This is a genomic window from Bradyrhizobium sp. CCBAU 53340, from assembly GCF_015291645.1.
Lineage (GTDB): Bacteria > Pseudomonadota > Alphaproteobacteria > Rhizobiales > Xanthobacteraceae > Bradyrhizobium.
Window position 1 is genome coordinate 5,150,917 of record NZ_CP030055.1, and the last position, 20,981, is coordinate 5,171,897.

General features: G+C 64.0%; 17 protein-coding genes. 2 read left to right on the top strand and 15 right to left on the bottom strand.

What is annotated here, in order from left to right:
- Positions 1-92: 92 nt before the first annotated feature.
- Genes XH89_RS24685 through XH89_RS24695 form a run of 3 tightly spaced genes read right to left on the bottom strand, consistent with a single transcriptional unit; the run spans position 93 to position 3,276 of the window.
- Positions 93-701, bottom strand: coding sequence for a cysteine hydrolase family protein (locus XH89_RS24685; RefSeq protein ID WP_194462992.1), 609 nt, complete (start codon positions 699-701; stop codon positions 93-95).
- Positions 698-934, bottom strand: a complete 237-nt coding sequence (locus tag XH89_RS24690; RefSeq protein WP_194462993.1) for a hypothetical protein — start codon at positions 932-934, stop codon at positions 698-700. The genes XH89_RS24685 and XH89_RS24690 overlap by 4 nt, the downstream gene beginning before the upstream one ends.
- 20 nt (positions 935-954) lie before the next feature.
- Positions 955-3,276: an FdhF/YdeP family oxidoreductase gene (locus XH89_RS24695; RefSeq protein ID WP_194468609.1), complete on the bottom strand. Its 2,322-nt coding sequence runs from the start codon at positions 3,274-3,276 to the stop codon at positions 955-957.
- A gap of 264 nt (positions 3,277-3,540) precedes the next feature.
- On the opposite strand from XH89_RS24695, the gene fdhD reads away from it, so the two are divergent.
- The gene (gene fdhD, locus XH89_RS24700) at positions 3,541-4,224 is read left to right on the top strand and encodes a formate dehydrogenase accessory sulfurtransferase FdhD (RefSeq protein WP_246767604.1); all 684 of its coding nucleotides are present in this window, start codon (positions 3,541-3,543) and stop codon (positions 4,222-4,224) included.
- A gap of 484 nt (positions 4,225-4,708) precedes the next feature.
- Here the strand turns inward: fdhD and XH89_RS24705 are convergent, their stop codons facing one another.
- The 12 genes from XH89_RS24705 to deoC all read right to left on the bottom strand — a co-directional run bounded on the left by XH89_RS24705 (position 4,709) and on the right by deoC (position 19,902).
- Positions 4,709-7,882, bottom strand: coding sequence for an efflux RND transporter permease subunit (locus XH89_RS24705; protein WP_194462994.1), 3,174 nt, complete (start codon positions 7,880-7,882; stop codon positions 4,709-4,711).
- Positions 7,879-9,306: an efflux RND transporter periplasmic adaptor subunit gene (locus XH89_RS24710; protein WP_194462995.1), complete on the bottom strand. Its 1,428-nt coding sequence runs from the start codon at positions 9,304-9,306 to the stop codon at positions 7,879-7,881. The genes XH89_RS24705 and XH89_RS24710 overlap by 4 nt, the downstream gene beginning before the upstream one ends.
- 85 nt (positions 9,307-9,391) lie before the next feature.
- On the bottom strand, positions 9,392-9,784 hold the full coding sequence (locus XH89_RS24715) for a FixH family protein (protein WP_194462996.1): 393 nt from the start codon (positions 9,782-9,784) through the stop codon (positions 9,392-9,394).
- A gap of 99 nt (positions 9,785-9,883) precedes the next feature.
- Entirely contained in the window at positions 9,884-10,252 is a 369-nt protein-coding gene (locus tag XH89_RS24720) for a hypothetical protein (protein WP_194462997.1), read from the bottom strand.
- Positions 10,253-10,428: 176 nt separating this feature from the next.
- Positions 10,429-11,520, bottom strand: coding sequence for an ABC transporter ATP-binding protein (locus XH89_RS24725; RefSeq protein ID WP_194462998.1), 1,092 nt, complete (start codon positions 11,518-11,520; stop codon positions 10,429-10,431).
- Positions 11,521-11,614: 94 nt separating this feature from the next.
- A complete protein-coding gene (locus tag XH89_RS24730; protein ID WP_246767605.1) occupies positions 11,615-13,054 on the bottom strand; it encodes an extracellular solute-binding protein in 1,440 nt (479 codons plus the stop codon).
- A gap of 48 nt (positions 13,055-13,102) precedes the next feature.
- Complete coding sequence (locus XH89_RS24735; protein ID WP_194463000.1) at positions 13,103-14,140, bottom strand: carbohydrate ABC transporter permease; 1,038 nt, start codon at positions 14,138-14,140, stop codon at positions 13,103-13,105.
- Positions 14,137-15,012 carry a carbohydrate ABC transporter permease gene (locus XH89_RS24740; protein ID WP_194463001.1) on the bottom strand — a complete coding sequence of 292 codons (876 nt, stop codon included), beginning with the start codon at positions 15,010-15,012 and terminating at the stop codon, positions 14,137-14,139. The genes XH89_RS24735 and XH89_RS24740 overlap by 4 nt, the downstream gene beginning before the upstream one ends.
- A gap of 7 nt (positions 15,013-15,019) precedes the next feature.
- Positions 15,020-15,943 carry a ribokinase gene (gene rbsK / locus XH89_RS24745; RefSeq protein WP_194463002.1) on the bottom strand — a complete coding sequence of 308 codons (924 nt, stop codon included), beginning with the start codon at positions 15,941-15,943 and terminating at the stop codon, positions 15,020-15,022.
- Positions 15,944-15,948: 5 nt separating this feature from the next.
- Positions 15,949-16,404, bottom strand: coding sequence for an RbsD/FucU family protein (locus XH89_RS24750; protein ID WP_194463003.1), 456 nt, complete (start codon positions 16,402-16,404; stop codon positions 15,949-15,951).
- Between the two features lie 79 nt (positions 16,405-16,483).
- Complete coding sequence (locus tag XH89_RS24755; RefSeq protein WP_194463004.1) at positions 16,484-18,871, bottom strand: aldehyde dehydrogenase family protein; 2,388 nt, start codon at positions 18,869-18,871, stop codon at positions 16,484-16,486.
- Positions 18,872-18,873: 2 nt separating this feature from the next.
- Complete coding sequence (gene deoC, locus XH89_RS24760) at positions 18,874-19,902, bottom strand: deoxyribose-phosphate aldolase (RefSeq protein WP_371825174.1); 1,029 nt, start codon at positions 19,900-19,902, stop codon at positions 18,874-18,876.
- Positions 19,903-20,130: 228 nt separating this feature from the next.
- Here deoC and XH89_RS24765 point away from each other — a divergent pair, with 228 nt between their 5' ends.
- Entirely contained in the window at positions 20,131-20,925 is a 795-nt protein-coding gene (locus XH89_RS24765; RefSeq protein WP_194463005.1) for a DeoR/GlpR family DNA-binding transcription regulator, read from the top strand.
- Positions 20,926-20,981: the final 56 nt, after the last annotated feature.

Consider the following 20,981-nt stretch of genomic DNA (forward strand, 5'->3'; position numbering starts at 1 on the left):
GGAACCAGGCCGAACAGGAACCGAACCATCCCTGAGGCGTCGACCGCGCGGTGATCGAGAAGCTGCGCAAAGACAAGCGGCCGGTCGTGTAGTCATTCGCGCCAACACTCGGCAAGCTCTGCTGACGTCACCAGATCCACCTGGCCGTGGAAGCGGGTGCGATACATCGTCATCAGCGCATCATGACCGACATCGGACGAACTGCATAGCGCATCCTCGACGATGACGACCCTGAAGCCGAGGTCAACCGCGCTCAGCACCGTCGAGAGGACGCAAACGTCCGTCTCCGCGCCCGATATCACCACGGTTCCGATCCGAAGCTCTACCAGCAGACTTGCCAAGGCGGGATTGCTGAACGCGGAATAGGCCGGCTTGTCGACGATACGGAGCGGCGGCACATAACGTGCCAGCGTCGGCACGAGCTCGAGCGCGGAGGCCGGAAGGTGATCGCGCGTCGCCCGATGCCAGCGCCGAAAATAGCTCTGCCACTGGCCCGGACGGTCTTCCGGGGCCTTTGGCGTAATGAATCGCGTGAAGATCGTTCGTGGCTGATGCTGCGAAACAATCCCGACGATCGTCGGCAATACGCGTTCCATCCAGGGCGTCTCCCAAAGACCGCCTGGAGCGAAGATATTCTGCATGTCGATGCAGAGATGCACTGCGTCCCGGATCTCGGCGACATCGGATTGGCTGTCCCTCATCGTCCTCCACCGTCGGCGGCCCGCGACATTCCGGACGATGTCGTCGCGTCCGTTGGGCGCGATACGTCATCCACTTCCTGAACGTGATAGCCGGCGGGCAGGAGATGGCCCCCTTCCTCGTCCGCGACAGGAACATCAGTCACCAGGCCTTCGATCAAAGCGGCCTCCCAGACTTCCTTTTCCGTTGCGAAGGGATTTCCGATCTGCCGCTGTCCTTCGAACAATGCGTACATTTTGGCTCCAATCACCGGATTCAGCCGGTCGAGATCGGAATCTCGCCGCCTTCGATAATTTCGGGGATGACATCCTTGAACAGCCGGACCGGGACCGATTTCGCCGCCGGCACCTTGCTGCCTTCCGCGTAGTGCCACAGCGGGATCAATCCGTTGCACTCGGGGTAATAGCCTGCGATCGTCCTGCGCGGAATGTCGTAGGGCACGACCTGGAGCTCGCTCAGGCTGCGTTCGACACCATCGCCGGCTTCCGTCACCAGCGTGACGGTATCGCCCGACTTCAGACCATCCATCTCCATGTCGGTGGGATTCATCAGGACGACATAGCGGCTGCCCTGGATGCCGCGGAAGCGATCGTCCTCGGTGTAGATCGTCGTGTTGAACTGCCCGTCGGCGCGCATGGTCATCAATTCATAAACGCCGTCGGTCTCCTGCGGCGGCGCGAAGGCCGATTTGGGCACGGTGAAGTTCGCCTTGCCATTCGGGGTCTTCCACTTGCGCTCGCGCGCGGCGAGCGGTCGCGGAAAGCCGCCGGGCTCGAACATGCGCTGGTTGAAATCCTTGAACTGATCCGGATAGGTCCGTTCGATCGCCTCGCGCACGCGCGAATAGTCCGCGACCCAGGCGTCCCAATCTACCTTGGGATTTGGCGTGAGCGTCGCCTTGGCGAGGCCAGCGATGATCGCGGGCTCCGACAGGGCCTCCTTGGCCACCGGCTTGCGCTGCCCACGCGAGCCATGAATGCACGCGGTGGAGTCCTCCATCGACACCGCTTGCGCGCCGCTTTGCTGCTCGTCGATCTCGATCCGGCCAAGGCATGGCAGCAGATAGGTCACCTCTGCAGGCACGATGTGGCTGCGGTTCAGCTTCGTCGCGATCTGCACCGACAGGCGCAGTCCGGACCAGGCCGGCTCCATCAACGATCGCTCGGGAATGGCGCGCACGAAATTGCCGCCGAGGCTGACGAAGCCACGTACGTCGCCCTTCAAGATGCCTTCGCAGGCATCCACCGTCGAAAGCCCGTCCCACCGCGGCGGCTCGAAAGCGTAGAGCTCGGCGAGCTTGTCGAGCGGCACGAGCTTTGTTTTCTCCGAGATGCCCACGGTCCGCTGGCCCTGCACATTGGAGTGACCGCGGATCGGCGAAATGCCGGCCCCGGGCTTGCCGATATTGCCGCGCAGCAGCAGCAGATTGACGATCATCTTGGCGGTCTCGACACCGTGCTTGTGCTGGGTGACGCCCATACCGTAATTGGCGATCACCGCATTGGCGGCCATGTAGGTGTTCGCCGCCTCGCGCATCGCCGATCTCGCAAGCCCTGACGCCCGCTCGATCTCGCCCCAGTCCTGGTCGCGGCAGAAGGCCGCGAACGCGTCGAAGCCAGAGGTATGCTGCGCGACAAAGTCGACATCGACCACGCGCGGCTCGCCATGCTCGACGACCCGATCGTCCGCCTCGATCACCCATTTGCAGATCCCGAGGATGGCTGCGGCATCACCGCCGACCCGGACCTGATGGTATTGCGAGCTGATGCGCGTGCCGCCTACAATCATCTGAACGGGATTCTGGGGATTGACGAAGCGCTCCAGCCCGCGTTCCCGGAGCGGGTTGAAGGTCACGATCGGCACGCCGCGCTGGGCGGCCTCTTGCAGCGGATGCAGCATGCGCGGCGCGTTGGTGGTGGTGTTGTGACCGAAGAAGAAGATGCAGTCGGTATGATCGAAATCCCCGAGCAACACCGTGCCGACCGGGGAGCCGATCACCTGCGGCAGCGCGACTGACGTCGTCTCGTGGCACATGTTGGAGCTGTCGGGGAAATTGCTGGTGCCGTACATCCGGCCGAACAGCTGGTACATGTAGCTCGCCTCCAGCGAGGCGCGGCCGGACGTGTACATGACGACCGCGCGTGGATCGAGCTTGTTCAGCTCGCTGCCGATCTCGCGAAAGGCCACGCTCCAATCGACCGACACATATTTGTCGCTGGCCGGGTCGTAGCGCATCGGATGGGTCAGGCGTCCCTGCTCTTCCAGTTGATGATCGGACCAGTTTCGCAACTCGGACAGCGTGTGCTGAGCGAAGAACTCCGGCGTGACCGTCTTGCCCGTTATCTCCCAAGCGGTCGCCTTGGCGCCATTCTCGCAGAATTCGAAGGGACGCGGCTTTGCGGGCTTGGCCCAGGAGCAGCTCACGCACATGTAACCGCCGGGCTTGTTCTGCTTCAGCAGGATCTCGCTGCCGAGAATGGCAACCTCCTCCTGTGTGAGGATGTGCATGACGGCATTGAGCGAGCCCCAGCCACCGGCCGGCGCATCGTAGGTTTCGACTTTTGCTTTTTGCCGCATGGCGGGCCCTTCGATTGCAAGCCCCGTACGGAAAACCGGAGGCGGCATCACTGGTTCCTCCGCATCAGGAACATTGGGCGCGCTGCCGCGTCGATACTTCGTCGCAGGATTGACACCATGCACGGCTCCAATTTTCCCCGACGCAAACGCGCTTCAGCGCTGACAGCCTCGGTCAGGATGCCCCGGCTCACCTCGCGCGGGACGCTGGACGAGCGCGTCATAGCGGAGGAATGTCCCGTTGCGCTGGTCTTTGACGGAACGACCATGGCCGTTCTCATGGCGACGCCATCGGATCTCACGGACCTCGCGCTCGGCTTCAGCCTGACCGAGGGACTCATCGAGGACGCAGGCGAGATAGAGGACCTCTCGGTCGTCCCCGCCACCGACGGCATTGAGGTGCGAACCTGGCTGCGGCCGCGGGCCGGACGCGAACTGAAGGATCGGCGGCGGCGACTGGTCGGCCCGACCGGCTGCGGCCTCTGCGGCATCGAGAGCCTCGCCGAAGCCAATCGGATGCATCGCATCATTGCGCGACAGATCAGTCTCACGCCGGAACAGATTCGCCGCTCAATCGAGCGTCTCGGCGAAGCGCAATGCCTCAACCACGCAACGCGGGCCACGCATGCGGCAGGCTTCTTTCGGCCAGGCGATGAAGATCACGTGATTCTGCGCGAGGACGTCGGACGCCACAATGCGCTCGACAAGCTCGCCGGCGCGCTGGCCTCGCAAGGCATTTCAGGCCCTGCCGGCGCTGTCATTCTCACGAGCCGGATATCGGTCGAAATGGTGCAGAAAGCGGCCGCGATCGGCGTCGGCATCATCGTCGCAATCTCCGCGCCAACGGCGCTGGCGATACGAACGGCCGAGGCTGGCGGGCTGACTTTGGTTGGCGTTGCACGCGGCAGCGATTTCGAGATTTTCAGCCATCCCGCGGGCGTGCTTCGCTGAGCAACGACATCGACGGCCTCAGCGCGAAGTCTGTTCGCGCCAAGCCCGTCGCCACAGAATGAGGTCCGCTATCGGCCCTTGGACTTCGGATCGTTCATCGTCGCACCGGGATTGGCCGAACTCGGGCTGCTCGATGCACCCTGACCGGTGGCCGCGGCCGGACTGTTTCCGCCGCTTCCGCTCCCGCCGGCACCTGCGCTTCCACTCCCCGAACCGCCGGATCCTGCACCCGCTCCGGCTCCTCCAGCCCCTGATCCTCCCGATCCGCCTGCGCCTCCCGCTCCTCCACTTTGTGCCGACGCAGCAGCGATGGATCCGAAGACCAGCGCGGCCGCCAGTGCAATTCTTCCGATTTTCATTACGGTGTTCTCCCGTTGCGATCTGCCGGCAACCGGAGGTCCGAATGATCGTTCCTAACTAAAGAGATTGATCTGTTCGCGCTCACAGGAACCGCGGCGCGCCACCAGGCTGGTTCAAATCCTGTTCAAGCTGCTTTAGGCACCTCTTGCGAGGTCCCCTTGGACAACGCGGCCGCAGCCTCGCTGTCGCGGGGAAGCCGCCTCCCCTTCACCAGACCGAAGATGGCCGGAATGACGATGAGGGTGAGCAGCGTCGACGAGGTCATGCCGCCGATCATCGGTACCGCGATGCGCTGCATGATCTCCGACCCGGTGCCGGTGCTCCACATGATGGGCAGCAGGCCCGCCATGATGGCGACCACGGTCATCATCTTCGGGCGGACGCGTTCGACCGCACCCTCCATGATGGCGTCGTGGAGATCCCGCCGGGTCAAGGCGCGGCCCTCGGCGCTGCATCTCGCTCTTGTCTCGGCGAGGGCATGATCGAGGTAGATCAGCATCACGACACCGGTCTCGGCGGCAACGCCCGCGAGCGCGATGAAGCCGACGGCGACGGCGACGGACAGGTTGAAACCGAGCCACCACATCATCCAGATTCCGCCGACCAGCGCGAATGGCAACGACAGCATCACGATCAGGGTCTCGGTCATGGCCCTGAAATTCAGGTACAGCAGCAGGAAGATGATCGTCAGCGTCACCGGCACCACGATCTTCAAGCGCGCGGCAGCCCGCTGCAGATATTCGTACTGTCCGCTCCAGACGACGTAGTAGCCGGCGGGAAACTGGATGCTCTCGGCGACGGCGCGCTGCGCATCCGCGACATAGCTGCCGATGTCGCGGTCGCGGATGTCGACGTAGATGTAGGTCGCGAGCTGTCCGTTCTCCGTCCGGATCGAGGTTGGCCCGCGCGCCGGCTCGACCTTGGCGACTTCGCCGAGCGGCACGGCGCCGCCAGCCGGCATCGGCACCAGGATGTCGCTGGCGATGGCTTTCGGATTTTCGCGGAGATCGCGCGGGTAGCGCATGTTCACGGTGAACCGCTGCCGGCCCTCTACAGTCGTGGTGACCGTCTGGCCGCCCAGAGCCGCCGCGATGGTGTCCTGAACATCCTGGATCAGGATTCCGTAGCGCGCGAGCGCTTCGCGGTCCGGGACGATCTCGAGATAATATCCGCCGATGCCGCGTTCGGCGTAGGCCGATGAGGTGCCGGGAACGGTCTTGATGACTCGTTCGATCTGCTTGGCGAGCCGGTCGATTTCGACCAGGTCGGTGCCCATCACCTTGACGCCGATGGGCGTGCGGATGCCGGTCGACAGCATGTCGATACGGGCCTTGATCGGCATGGTCCACGCGTTGGCGACACCCGGGAACTGTAGTGCCTTGTCCATCTCCGAGATCAGGCTGTCGACGGTCACGCCGGGGCGCCACTGCTCCTTCGGCTTGAGGTTGACGACGGTCTCGAACATCTCGGTCGGCGCCGGATCGGTCGCGGTCGCAGCCCGTCCGGCCTTGCCGTAGACCGAGGCGACTTCCGGGAACGATTTGATGATGCGGTCCTGCGTCTGCATCAGTTCGGCCGCCTTGGTGACCGAAATGCCGGGCAGCGTCGTCGGCATGTACAGCAGAGTGCCCTCGTTCAGGGCGGGCATGAACTCGGTGCCGAGCTGGCGGGCCGGCCAGGCCGTGACGGCGAGCACGATGAGCGAGACCAGGACGACCAGCGTTTGGGCGCGGAGCACGCCTTTGATCACCGGACGGTAGGGCCAGATCAGGAAGCGATTGATGAAATTCCTGCTCTCCGGAATGATCCGGCCGCGGACGAAGATCACCATCAGTGTGGGCACCAGTGTCACGGACAGCAGCGCCGCTGCGGCCATCGAGAACGTCTTGGTGAACGCCAGCGGGCTGAACAGCCGTCCTTCCTGGGATTCCAGCGTGAAGATCGGCATGAACGACACGGTGATGATCAGCAGGCTGAAGAACAGCGCCGGCCCGACTTCGGACGCCGCATCGATCAGGATCTGGACGCGGGACTGATCGGGCCTCGCCCGTTCGAGGTGCTTGTGGGCGTTCTCGATCATGACAATGGCCGCGTCGACCATGGCGCCGATCGCGATGGCAATGCCGCCGAGGCTCATGATGTTCGAGCCCAGCCCCAAAAGCTTCATGGCACCGAACGCCATCAGCACACCGACCGGCAGCATCAGGATCGCGACCAGGGCACTGCGGACATGCAGCAGGAACACGATGCAAACCAGCGCGACGACGATGCTCTCCTCGAACAGCGTATGCTTGAGGGTGTCAATGGCAGCGTAGATCAGGTTGGACCGGTCGTAGACCGGCACGATCTCGACCGACTTCGGCAAGCTGCTCGCGATCTCCTTGAACCGCTTCTTGACGTTCTCGATGACGTCGAGGGCGTTCACGCCGAAGCGCTGCAGCACGATGCCGCTTGCAACCTCGCCTTCGCCGTTCAGCTCCGCGATGCCTCGCCGCTCGTCCGGCCCGAGCTCGACATTGGCGACGTCGCGAAGCAGCACCGGCGTGCCGCCAGAGGTCTTCAGCACGATGTTGCCGAGATCGTTGATGCTCTTGATGTAGCCCTTGCCGCGGATGACGTATTCGAACTCGGACAGTTCGACAGTGCGTCCGCCAACATCGGCGTTGCTGGCGCGGACGGCTTCACGGATCTTCTGCATGCTGATGCCGCGGTCGCGCATCCGCTGCGGGTCGAGGACGATGTTGTACTGCTTGACGAAGCCGCCGACGCTGGCGACCTCCGCGACGCCTTCGGCCTTCGCCAGCGCAAACTTCAGATTCCAGTCCTGGATCGTGCGCGTGTCCGCAAGGTTCAGCTCCTTGGACATCACGGCATACTGGTAAACCCAACCGACACCGGTCGCGTCGGGCCCGATGGTCGGCGTTACGCCCGCGGGAAGCCGCGAGGCCGCGCCGTTGAGAAACTCCATCACGCGCGAGCGCGCCCAATAGATGTCGGTCCCGTCCTCGAAAATCACGTAGACGAAGGATACCCCGAAGAACGAGAAACCGCGCACCACCTTCGATTTCGGCACCGTCAGCATCGCTGTGGTCAACGGATATGTGACCTGGTCCTCGATCACCTGCGGCGCCTGGCCCGGATACTCGGTGTAGACGATGACCTGCGTGTCCGAAAGGTCTGGGATAGCGTCCAGCGGAAGGTGGACGAGCGCGTACAGGCCGGCCGCGGCCGCGAAGCCGGTACCGAACAGCACCAGCAGCAGGTTGCGGGCGGACCAGGCGATGATGCGGGCGATCATTTGTGCTCTCCCATCGCGTGGTCGCCGGTGGCGTCGGAGGCTGGCACCGCCTCCGCGAAGCCTTTCAGCGCTGCCTTCAGATTGCTTTCGGCGTCGATCAGGAAGTTGGCCGAGGTGACCACCATCTCGCCGTCGGCCAGACCGTTTCGCACCTCGATGTAGCCGCCGCCACGCCGGCCGAGCTTCACGTCACGCGGCTCGAAGCGCCCTTTTCCCTTGTCGACCAGGACGGCCTGCCGGCTGCCTGTGTCGAGCACCGCGCTGTCCGGCACGGCCAGAACCGGCGTGGAATCCGCGGTATCGATGGCGGCATCGACATACATGTCGGGCAGCAGCGCGAAGTCCGGATTGGCGAGCTCGATTCTGATGCGGGCGGTCCGGGTGTCCCGGTTCACCTGGGGATAGACGACAGCGATCTTTCCAGAGAAGGTCCGATTCGGAAAGCTGCGAGCCCGGATCGTTACCGGCTGGCCGACCGAGATGTTGCCGAGGTCGCGCTCGGCCACGTCGACGAGGGCCCATACCTCAGAGATGTCGGCAATCCGGAACAGCACGTCGCCGGGGTTGGCGCGCATGCCTTCGATGGCATTGCGCTCGAGCACGATACCGTCGCGCGGCGCCGACCACTGGATCGTCACAGGCGCGACGTGAGACTTCTCCATCTCGGCGATGACCTGTTCGGGGACGTCGAGGTTGAGCAGCCGTTGCCGGGCGCCGCGGCCGTAGGCCTCGATGCCGGCCGTGGTCCTGGACGTGATCGTCGAGAGATACTCGGCCGCGGCGGATGCGACAGCCGAACTATAGATCTGCATCAAAGGCTGGCCGGCTTTCACGCGCGTGCCGGTGGTCACGTCGGCCACCTTCTGCACGAAGCTCTCGGACCTCATCGCGATCACCGACGTCAGGCGCTCGTCAAGCTGGATCGCGCCGGGCGCCCTCACCGAGACGCGGATCGGGCGGCGCTCGGCCGCCTCTGACTTCACACCCGTACGCTGGATCTTGCCAGGCGAAAGCTTGACGCTGCCGTCGTCGGTGTCGTCGCCTTCATAGACGGGGACGTAGTCCATCCCCATTGGATCCTTCTTCGGGACGGGCGAGGTGTCCGGAAGTCCCATGGGATTGCGGTAGTACAGGATCTTGCGCAACGAATGGGCCTGCTGCTTCGGCTTCGCCGGCTCGGAGAGGGCCTTGTCGTCGTCGTAGACGGGCAAGTAGTCCCGCCCGCGGTCGTCCTGCTTCGGCGCCGCCGACCAGAGCGGCGCTCCGCTGGGATCGTGGTAGTAAAGCGGAGTTCTGTGTTCGGCGGACGTGGCCGTGGTCGCCTCGGCACGGGCGGACCAGCGCTCGCCATTCGCGTACCAATAGGCGCCGAAGGTCATGCTACCCGCCAGTGCGAGTGCCGTCAGAAGACGCTGCATGTTCATGATGTGCTACCCGCGCGCCCGGGGGCGCGCCATGTGAAGGGGAAAGGGGAGTTCGGACGCAGCCGCAAAGGCAGCGTCCGAAGGCTCATTTCGTCGCCTCGACAATCACCTTGCCGGTGACGGTCTCGGGCTCGCCTTGCACCTTGGCGGAGAGCGTGACCTGGTAGCGTCCGACCATCGGCAGATCGGTCTTGAAGGCGTAGACGCCCGGCTCCTTCGACGGCAAGGGCGCGACGTCCGACGCCATCTCGGCCATTCCGTCGGGCGCCATGTCGACGCGCGCCTTGAAGATCACCGCGTCCGCCACCGGCTTGCCGGTCCGCTTATCGGTCAGACGAACGGCGAGCGTGACGTCCTCGCCCTTCTTCATCGCCGGGCTGACCGCCTCGAATGCGTAGTCGCCGGCGCCCGCCGTGGCGGCCGAAGCGGCAAGCGAGAGGGTGGCGGCGAGAGCCGCAGTCGTGAATTTGGAAAGCATTGTCTTGTCCTCATGAATTGATCTCGACCGTCGCGCCATAGGCGCGCACGTCAGTCGTCATCGCGCGCAAGCGTGCGCGCGTGCCGGGCTTTTGCGAGATCAGCTTCGAGGAGGTCGGAAGGGCGGACTGCCGCCGCGGGACAAGACGACCTGGTCCGCGGGAATGGCGATCTTGCTCGCGGCCATGACGAAAGGTCTGAAAACCAGTGGACGGACATGACCGAGCACGAGAGTTCCGCCTACACAGCAGAAACCCATCCCGCACTTGTAGCCGTCCTTGTGGAGAGGCGTTCCCTTCATGTCATCAGGGCAGCAGTCGTCCATCGAGATGTCGCCGTGATCCGCCATCTGCATGGCGGCCTGCATGTCATCCGGCGACATCGCGCGAGCCGCCGCGGATGCGCCAAGCGGCAGCACCGCCAGCGAAACGGCGATCGCGAATGCCAGGATGGTCCGGACGAACCGCATGCTTAAATCGACTTACCTCTCCGGTCGCAGGGCAGCTTGCCTAACATATTCCGGCGCCGGGCGCAGTCCTTGATCCCGGTCAAGCATCCGTGATCAGGCCACGCCCGGCATGTCGTCCAACCAATTGAAAAGCCTGAAATCTCGTTCCGATCCAGGCTCGGGGGCGGCGAACAGCCTCAGGCGATCGCCATCCCCGAAACCTTGTCGAACAGATGCGTCCGCTCCAGATCGAGCGCGACGTCGATGAAATGATCCGGCGCGGCGGCCACACCCACCGGCATCTGCGCCGTGAACGGAAAAGCGCCGACGGTGCCGATCACGAGCGTATGGGGCCCGAGCGGCTCCACGTCCTTCACCATGATGCGAACGGAAGATCCCACCGGCGCGTCTTGCCGCAACACGTGGTCGGGCCGAACGCCGAGTACAACAGGCTTGCCGACGCGGCCTGCATAGGCCGCCTCTCTGGATTTGGGCAGTTTCAGCGCTGTCCCCGACGGTTCGGTGAAGACCAGCGCGCCGTCGCGCGCGACGATCTCGCCATGGATGAAATTCATGCTGGGCGCGCCCATGAAGCCGGCGACAAAGAGATTGCTGGGCTTCTCGTAGATCGTGATCGGATCAGCCGCCTGCTCGATCTTGCCGCGATTCATCACCACAACGCGGTCGGCCATGGTCATGGCTTCGACCTGATCGTGGGTAACATAGACGATGGTCTTCGCAAGACGGCGATGCAAGGCCTTGATCTCGGTCCGCATCTCGATGCGGAGCTTGGCGTCGAGGTTCGACAGCGGCTCGTCAAACAGAAACACGTCCGGGCTGCGCACGATGGCCCGGCCGATCGCGACGCGCTGGCGCTGTCCGCCGGAGAGCTGCTTGGGCCGGCGGTCGAGATATGGCTCGAGATCGAGCACCCGCGCCACGTCCTGGACAGCCTTCGCAATGCTGGCGCGCTGCTCGCCCCTCACCTTCATGCCGTAGCCGATGTTCTCGCTAACAGTCATATGCGGATAGAGCGCGTAGTTCTGGAACACCATCGCACAATTGCGCAGGCCCGGGCGGAGCTGTGTCACGTCGCGGTCGCCGATGCGGATGGTTCCGTCGGTGACCGTCTCCAGTCCCGCGATCATGCGCAAGGTCGTGGTCTTGCCGCAGCCCGACGGGCCGACAAGCACGACGAATTCCTCGTCGGCCACGCTCAGATCGAGCCCCTCGATGATCTTGTAGGGCCCGTATGCCTTGCTGACGTTCTCGATCTCGACGCGCGCCATGGAATCCTTTTTCCGTCCCTGATGTCGACGGCTAACAAGACCCGGATGATGCTGACGCATCATCCGGGGAAGTCTCAGCGGAGGTTAGTCCCTGTTAGTTCTTAGGCGGAAGGCCCATCGCCGCGCGATAGGCGGCGAGTTGCTTCGCACGACCGAACTCGTCGGTCAGGCGATTCCATTCCTTCGCGACCGTGTCCAGCGCGGCCTGCGGCGTGGTCTGGCCAGCCAGCGCCTTGCCCAGCTCGATCTCCACGACCTCGGTGTAGGAGAAATAGCCGGGCAGACGCATGTCGAGCGCAACGTTCTTGCCGTTGATCGAGTCAGCCTGCGCGCCCAGATATTCCTTGGCTTCCTGCGCCGAGAAGATCTTGCTCCACAACTCCAGATTCGCTGTGTGGGACTTGCGGTATGGATTGACACCCGTGCCGCCGGTAATGGCAGCCTGACCGGAGACTTCGGGGCTCGTCAGTGTCTTGATGAAGTCCCATGCTGCCTCCTGGTGCTTGCCCACCTTCGGCACGGCAATCTGCCATCCTCCGAACGCCATGAAGGGTGCTGGCAGCACAGCCGGGAACTTGTCCCACTTCTTGGTCTTGGCGTTCCAGATCTCATCAGAGCCGGGCAGCACGGCGGAGCCGACCTTGCCCGAGATCTTCGACTGCTTGGGATCGGCCGCGATCACGCCGGTGTCGCCCCAGCCGATCGACTCCGCGACTTGGCCGCCGGCGACCGCAGCGTTGACCTCGCCGAACGAGAAGTTCAACGCATTGGGCGGTCCAAGCTTGGAGGCGCGGATATATTCCTCCAGCCCCTTCACCCAGCCGGGATTGTTGATCTGGGCATCCATCGTCTCGGGGTCGAAGAACATCGCGCCAGGATAGTTCGGGTTGTTGGTATAGGCAGCCGCGTGGCTGAAGAAGAACCAGAACTGCTGGCCGCCGCGGCGGAAGGCTTCCGCGGTGCCCCAAAGTCCCTTGTCAGGGCGCTGGAAGAACTCGGCGATGTCGAGGTACTGCTTCCAGGTCTTCGGCGGCGCCAGATCGTAGCCGTACTTGGCCTTGAACGCGTCCTTCTCCTTGGGATCGCTGAACAGGTCGGTGCGATAGGTGTAGGTGTGGACGTCACCGTCCATCGACTGCGAATAGATCTTGCCTTCCCACACCATCAGCCGTTCACGATAGGCCGGCTCGATATCGTCCCAGTCCTTGCCTGATTGCATCGCCTTCGGCATCTCGCTGAGATAGGGCACGAAATCCGGCAGCCAGGCCGGCGCAAAGCTGACGAGGTCGAAGGTCGCATCCGATGCGGTCAGCGACGTCACGATCTTCGGGTAGAGCTCCGACCAGGGAAACTCGACGACGTTGACCTTGCCGCAGGTCTTCTTGGTCCATTCATCCGCGCCGAGCTTGAGCGCGGAAGCGATATAGGGTCCGGTCTGCGACGCCACCGTCAAGGTGACGCCGGAGTAATCCGGGCTACAGGCCGCGTTCGCCTGGCTCGCGGCACAAGCCACCGCAAGCGAAGTGGTCAACATCAGAAATGTCCGTCGCAACATCGTCCAGTCCTCCCTAGATAAGTTTCTCTATTTGATTGCCCCGAGCAGCAGGCCCGACCGCATCATGCGGCTGAGCAGGCCCGCCATAATCATCATCGGAATGATGGCGACGAGCGCCGCGGCCGAGATCGCCCACCATTCGTCGCCGCGCTGGCTGTTCTGCCCCGCCACCAGGATCGGCAGCGTCTGCCATTTCGAGTTGGTCAGGAACAGCGCGAACAGGAACTCGTTCCAGACAAAGGCCAGCGTGATCATGAAGGTCGCCAGCAGCCCGTTCATCGACATCGGCACCACGATGCCGAGGAAGATGCGCCAGCTCGGCACGTTGTCGACCATCGCGGCTTCCTCGACCTCGATCGGAATCGCCTCGAAGAAATCGCGCATCAGCCAGACCACGATCGGCAGCGAGAACGCGACGTAGCACAGCGTCAGGCCGACATAGCTGTCGATGAGCTGGAAGCCGAGCCGGCCGATCTCGCTGTAGAGCAGATAGAGCGCAAAGGCCGTGACAATCGGCGGGAACATGCGCTGGCTAACGAACCAGAACAGGATGTCCTCATTGCCGAGGATCGGGCCCGGCATCGGCAGGCGGTTGGCGACGATGGCAACGACCAGCGCGATCGGGAACGCGAGCAACAGCGCCTGCGCCCGCGTGAATCCGAGATTGTTGTTGAACAACAGATATCCGCCGAGGGCGAGCAGGAAGAAGATCAGGCCGGCGCCGAACCGCACCTTGAACTCGAACCTGACAAGCGCATAGGCCGCCATCGCACCGATCGCGGTCGCGATTGCGGCTGCCGACAGGCCGACGATGGTCGAGTTCAGGAAGGTGTGGAAGAATTCACCGCGGATGCCCTGGTAGAGATCGATGAAGGGCTGAAGCGTCGGCGTGAAATCGACGAAGGGAATGTAGGTCGGACCGCCGACCACACCGGGCGGCGTCTTGAAAGCTGTGACAACCACCCAATAGAGCGGAAACGCCGTGATCAGGCACCAGGCGAGAACGCCAAGTGCGATCAGGCGGCGGCTCCAGGTCGACAGTCCGGTGAGGCCCTGCCCGCTCATCGGCGCTTCTCAAGATGCGGACGCAGCAGCGCCAGATAAGTCACGCCGATGATGGTGATGGCGATCAGGAACAGGAAGCTGAGCGCGGAGGTGTAGCCGAGATTGAACTTCTTGAAGCCCTCCTGATAGGCGAACAGGGTCAGGGTCTCGGTGTCGACGCCTGGTCCACCGCCCGTCATCACGAACACGGTGTCCATGATCTTGTAGCTCTCGATCAGGCGGATGAAGACCACCGCGGCGGAGATCGGCAGCATCATCGGAAAGGTGATGCCCCAGAATTGCTGCCAGGCGCTGGCGTTCTCGAGCTCAGCGGCTTCATAGACATCTTCTGGGAGCGTTTGCAGGCCGGCCAGCATCATCAGGATGACGAAGGGCGTCCACTGCCAGATCTCGACCGCGATGATGCAGGCGAGCGCCCAATGTCCGTTGGTGAGGAATGGCAGGTTTGCGAGGCCAAACGTGGATAGGAACTGGTTGAGCGGCCCCATGGTCGGATTGAAGATCATGCGCGCCACCAGCGCGACGGCAACCGGCGCCAGCAGCATCGGCAGCAGCAAGGCGACGCGAAACAGCCGCTCGCCCGGCACACGCGCGTTCAGCGCGAGGGCGACGCCAAAGCCGATGACGTATTGCAGCCCGACGGCGATGAAGGCGATCAGCGTCGTCGTCAGGATGGCGTTCCAGAAGCGCGGCTCCTGCAACAGCGTCGCGTAGTTGCCGAACCACACCACGCGCGGCGGGATCGGCGGAATCAGGCGATAGCTGAGGAAGCTCGTGGTGAACGAGTAGATCAGCGGAAAGATCGAGATCGCCAGCACGACGAGCACCGCCGGCCAGATGAAGACATGCTTGATCGGATCGTTCCGCATCATCGACAGATCACCCCTTCAACAGGGCTTCGATTTCGGCCCGCCGCGGCATGGCAGGCGCGGTGCCGGCGCGCGTCACGGAGATCCCTGCGGTCGCCGAACCGAAGCGCGCCGCGTCCAGTGGATCGGCTCCATCAGCGAGCGCTGCCGCAAAGCCGCCGACGAAAGCATCGCCTGCGCCGGCGGTTTCGACCACCTTGCCGGCGGCGAAGGGCGGCACGTGCAGCGAGCGATCTCGGCCGTGAAACAGCGCCCCGCGCTCGCCGAGCGTGATCAGTGCGGTGCCGGCCCCCTTGGCCAGCAGCGCATCTCCGGCGCGTCGGGCGCCGGCAAGATCGCCCACCGCAATGCCGGTCAGCGCCTCCGCCTCGGTTTCGTTGGGAACGACGTAGTCGCACAAGGCGAACAGGCCATCGTCGAAGACGCCCGCAGGCGCCGGGTTGAACACGGTGATGCTGCCGGCAGCGCGCGCGATCTCGAGCCCGCGCTGCGCAGCGGCGACCGGCTGCTCCAGCTGGGTCACGAAGACGCGGCTGGAGCGGATCGCCTCCCCGGCCGCATCGACGTCGGCAGGGCTGAGACCGTCGGCCGCGCCACTCACCACGATGATGGCGTTGTCGCCGCGCGTCTCGTGGACATAGATGAAGGCAGCGCCGGTCGGCGCGTCAGCGGTCCTGGCTACGCGCGGCTTGATGCCCTCGGTTTCCCAGGTCTTGATGGCAAGATCACCGAAGGCATCGCGGCCGATCCGGGAGATGAAGGTGACGTCCGCACCTGCGCGCGCTGCGGCGACGGCCTGGTTCGATCCCTTGCCGCCCGGCCCCATGGCAAATCCAGAGCCTGCGAGGGTTTCGCCAATCGCGGGCATATTGCCGGCCCTGAAGGCCAAATCGACGACGAAGATGCCGAGGACTGCGACGCCACTCTTGCTCATGGTCATCACTCTCCGTCCGGCGCGATAACGCCCTTGGTGAACAGGAAACAACCGTAGAAGCGCCGCTCGCCGGTCGCGATCACGCAATAGGCCGTCTTGGCTTTCTCATAGAAGGCATGGCGCTCGATCCCGACCAGCGGCCAGGAGCGCCCCTCGGCGCGGTCGATCACGGCCTGCACCTCGCGCTGCACCGGCGGCACGTCCTTGGGCTGGCCGACGATCTCCATGCGCATCGCCGCATCGTCGACGAACGTATCGAGCGGCATCACTGAGAGAATGGCCTCGATTGCCTTGGCCGTGCTGACATTGTCGATGCGAAGCAGCTCACCGAACGCGGTCTGACGTGCGATCGAGTCAGCCGGGAAATTGGTGTCGCATACGACAAGACGATCCCCATGCCCCATTGCGCGCAAGGCGTAGAGCACGTCGGCATTGAGCAGTGGGTTGATGCCCTTGAGCATGTTGTGTCCCTCCCTTCTTCAAAATCCCCCGGACTCTGATGATCCGGATGCCATCTCATATCACCGCAAGGTGACGTCTCTAGTCGCCATAGGGAATCCAGATGTTCTTCACCTGCACCGCGTGACGGAGCAGGATCGGCCCCTCGCTCGCGGCCCTGTCGTACCAATCGAGCGCCAGCCCGTGGTCGACCAGCGTGCGCTTGAGGTTGCCGACCGACAGCCGCTCCGCCGTCGTCGAGGCTTCCTGCGAGCCGAACACCCAGAGCGCGTCGACGTCGTCATGCTCGGCAAGCACATTGGCAAGTGCATCGCGCTCGCCGGTGACGATATTGACGACGCCTGCCGGCACGTCCGACGTCTCCAGCACCTGGTAGAAATCCGTCGCAGCCAGCGGATGCCGCTCGCTCGGAACAGTGACGACACGGTTGCCCATCGCAATCAACGGCGCCACCAGGCTGATGAAGCCCAGCAGCGGCGCCTCGTCCGGACAGGCCACCCCGACCACGCCGATCGGCTCGTGCATGGCAAGCGCGACGCCGCGCAACGGCGGCGCATGGATCGTCCCCTCATATTTGTCGGCCCAGGCCCCATAGCTGAACAGCCGCTCGATACTCGCCTCGACCTCCGCGCGCGCCTTGGTGGGCGATACGCCGGTCATGTCACCGATGCGCCGGGCGAACTCGTCGCCGCGCGCAGACAGATTCTCGGCAAGGTAATAAAGGATTTGGGCGCGATTATGCGCCGTCGCCCGCGCCCACCCCTCCGCCGAACGCGCGGCGGCCACGGCGTTACGGATATCCTTGCGATTGCCCTCGCCGACCTCGCCGAGGTGCTTTCCCTTTGGCGACAGCACGCTGCGCGAATAATTTCCATCGGGGCGGACCTGCTTCCCGCCAACGAAGAGTTTTGCCGTGCGATCGATCGACGGCGTGCCAAATCCGGCGCCCTCAGTCGAGGCTTCAGGGAGCGGAGGCAGCTTTGCTCGCGCTTTGCGGCCGCTCCACGCCTTCGGCTTGAGATATTCGTAAAGTCCCTCCCGGCCGCCCTCGCGGCCGAAGCCGGACTCGCGGTAGCCGCCGAAGCCGACGCTGGCATCGAACAGGTTCGTCGCATTGACCCAGACCACGCCGGCCTGAAGCTTTGGCGCGATATCGAGCGCCAGGCCAATGGTCTCGCTCCACACGCTGGCGGCAAGGCCGTAGCGCGTATTGTTGGCGAGCATCACCGCTTCATCAGGCGTCCGGAACGTCATCGCGACCAGCACGGGCCCAAAAATCTCCTCGATCGCGACCGTCGAGGACGGATGCACATTCCAGAGCAAGGTCGGGGGATAGAAGCAGCCCTCTGCGGGGATCGCTCCTGAAGCCTGATACTTCTCGGCGCCCTCCTTCACGCCGGTCTCGACCAGTGCCTTGATCCGCTCGAGCTGGAAAGGCGCGACCACCGCGCCCATATCGATCGCCTTGTCGAGCGGCGGCCCCACGCGCAGCGTCTCCATGCGGCGGATCAGGCGCTTGCGGAAGGTCTCGGCGATGCCCTCCTGCAACAGCAGACGCGATCCGGCGCAGCAGACCTGGCCCTGGTTGAACCAGATCGCATCGACCACGCCCTCCACGGCGCCATCGAGATCGGCATCGTCGAACACGATGAACGGCGATTTGCCGCCGAGCTCCAGGGTCAGCGACTTGCCGCTGCCCGCGGTCGACTGGCGGATCAAACGGCCCACCTCGGTCGATCCGGTGAAGGCAATTTTGTCGACGCCGGGATTCTCAACGAGCAACGCGCCGGTGGCGCCATCGCCGGTCACCACGTTCAACACGCCTGGCGGCAACCCGGCTTCCGCGGCAAGCGCGGCAAACAGCAGCGCAGTGAGCGAGGTGAATTCCGCCGGCTTCAGCACGACGGTATTGCCGGCCGCCAGCGCAGGCGCAATCTTCCAGGCCAGCATCAGCAGCGGGAAATTCCAGGGAATGATCTGGCCGATCACACCGACCGGCACGTGGTCGGCGAATTCGCGCTCCTGCAATTGCGCCCAGCCGGCGTGATACAGGAAGTGGCGCGCGGCGAGCGGCACGTCGAGATCGCGGGTTTCCCTGATCGGCTTGCCGTTGTCGATCGCCTCCAGCACTGCGAACAGGCGCGCATGGCGCTGCAGCATGCGCGCCAACGCATAAAGATGACGGGCACGACCGTGACCACCGAGCTTCGCCCACGGTGCTTGCGCCGATCGCGCCGCACCGACGGCGGCCTCGACATCGGCCGCAACACCTTGCGCGATCTTGGCCAGCGGCTTACCGGTGGCCGGCTCGATCGTCGTCAGATGCTTGCCTGAAGCGGAGCTTGCGAATTTGCCGGCAATGAAATGGCCGAATGTCGCCTCGTGCCGTTTCAGCCAGGCCCGTGCCTCGCCGTCCGCCTCGGGAGCGGGACCGTACTCCATGGTCTCGTAATAATGTGCGACGCTCATGCTCAGCCCACGGGGTGACGGTTGAAGGCCGAGTAGCGGCCGGTGACGTGATGCTCGAGCTGGCGCTCGATGTCGGCGAGCAGGCTCGAGGCGCCGATGCGAAACAGCTCCGGCTCGAGCCAGTCGCGCCCCAGCTCCTCTTTCATCAGGAACTGGTAGTTGAGCACGTCCTTCGCGGTCGAGATTCCACCGGCGGGCTTGAATCCGACCTTGAAGCCGGTGCGTTCCTCATAGAGCCTGATCATGCGCAGCATCGCCAGCGTCACCGGCAGCGTGGCGTTGACGCCTTCCTTGCCGGTCGAGGTCTTGATGAAGTCGGCGCCGGCCATCATGCAGACCATCGAGGCCTTGGCGACGTTGCGCAGCGTCTTGAGGTCGCCGGTGGCCAGGATCGTCTTGAGATGCGCCTCCCCACAGGCGGCGCGGAAATCACGGACCTCGTCGTAGAGCGCGCGCCAATCCCCCGTCAGCACATGCTCGCGCGTGATGACGATGTCGATCTCCTGCGCGCCGTCCCTGACGGACGCCTCGATCTCCCTAAGCTTGAGATCGTGGGGGATGAGGCCCGCCGGAAATCCGGTCGAGACCGCAGCGACCGGGATGTCAGATCCGTCGAGCGCTTCGACTGCGGTCGCAACGAAGCGGTGATAAACGCAGATAGCGCCCGTGTGCAGCCCGCGCCCGGCAAAGCCGAGCGCCTCGACGAGATCGCTGCGCAGCGGCGACCGCGCCTTCGCGCAGAGCCGCTTCACACGCTCGGTCGTGTCGTCGCCGTTGAGCGTCGTCAGGTCGATGCAGGTGATCGCCTTGAGCAGCCACGCCGCCTGCGCGTCCTTCTTGACGGTGCGCCGGCCGGGCAGGCTCGCGACGCGGCGCTCGGCGGCGGACAGATTGATCCTAATCTCGTCGATCCAGTCCATCTCGAGCGCGCGGCCGGTGTTGCGCGCGATGACATGGGTGTGATTGTGGTCCCGTGCATGTGGCTGCACCGGCACCGTGGATGGATTTGGTATCAGGACGCCCTGCGCCATCGGTATCCCGTGCGGTGCTAGCGAATCGGCTGAAGCGCCAGATAGATTGAGTGTGCCGATTGCAACATGCGATCCTCCCATCCCTTCCCCGCTGGAGCATCCGCTGCCCGCCATCGCTGACAGCAAGGGCCCTCCGGATCAGATGTTATTATTGTAACAAATTGACGTTGCTAAACTCACATCATTGTAAGATCATTGTCAACCGGATAAGCAAGCTCGGTGACGAAAATGGCTGAAACACCGACCGCACGCTCCAGCGAGTCCCGCGTCCAGCGGCTGCAACGGCTGCGTCGCGCCGTCGAAACGAGCGGCGCACTGCATCTCAAGGACGCCGCAGACCTGCTGAAGGTGTCGGAGATGACGGTGAGGCGCGACCTTGCCGGTCCGGATGGTGCGCTCGCTTTGCTCGGCGGCTACGTCGTCAATGCGGCCTCGCCGACCGGGATCAAGTACACGTTCGAGCAGGAAATCGACCAGCACACGCAGGACAAGCGCCTCGCCTGCCGGGCCGCAGCCGCCTCGATCAGGGAAGGCGACACCATCTTCATCGACTGCGGCACCACGATGCAGTCGCTGGCGGATTGCCTGCCTGCGGACATGCCGCTCTCGGTGATCTGCTATTCGCTGAACGTCGCCACGATCGTCACTCACCGCCCGGCAACGCAGGTGATGCTGATGGGCGGGCTCTACCATCCGTCGTCGCAGTCGTTCTCGTCGGATGACGGCCTGTCCTATCTGCGGCGGCTCGGGGTCAACAAGGCTTTCATCTCGGCCGGCGGCCTGCACTGGACTCGCGGCGCGAGCTGCTCGAATTTTCACGAAGTCGCCATCAAGCAGGCAGCCATTGCCGCCGCCATGGAGAGCATCCTGGTCGTCGATGCCAGCAAGCTCGGCAGCCTGAAGCCGGCCTTCTTCTCCGACGTCGCCTCGTTCTCGCGGATCATCGTCGGCGGCGCGGTGCCATCAGATACACGCAAGCACTTCCGCAACCTTCCCGTCGAATACGTCGCCAACGCAGCCTGATCCGGAGGGGGCTCGCTCGCCCGGATCAGGTCTGCTGAACGATGCGCGACCCGATT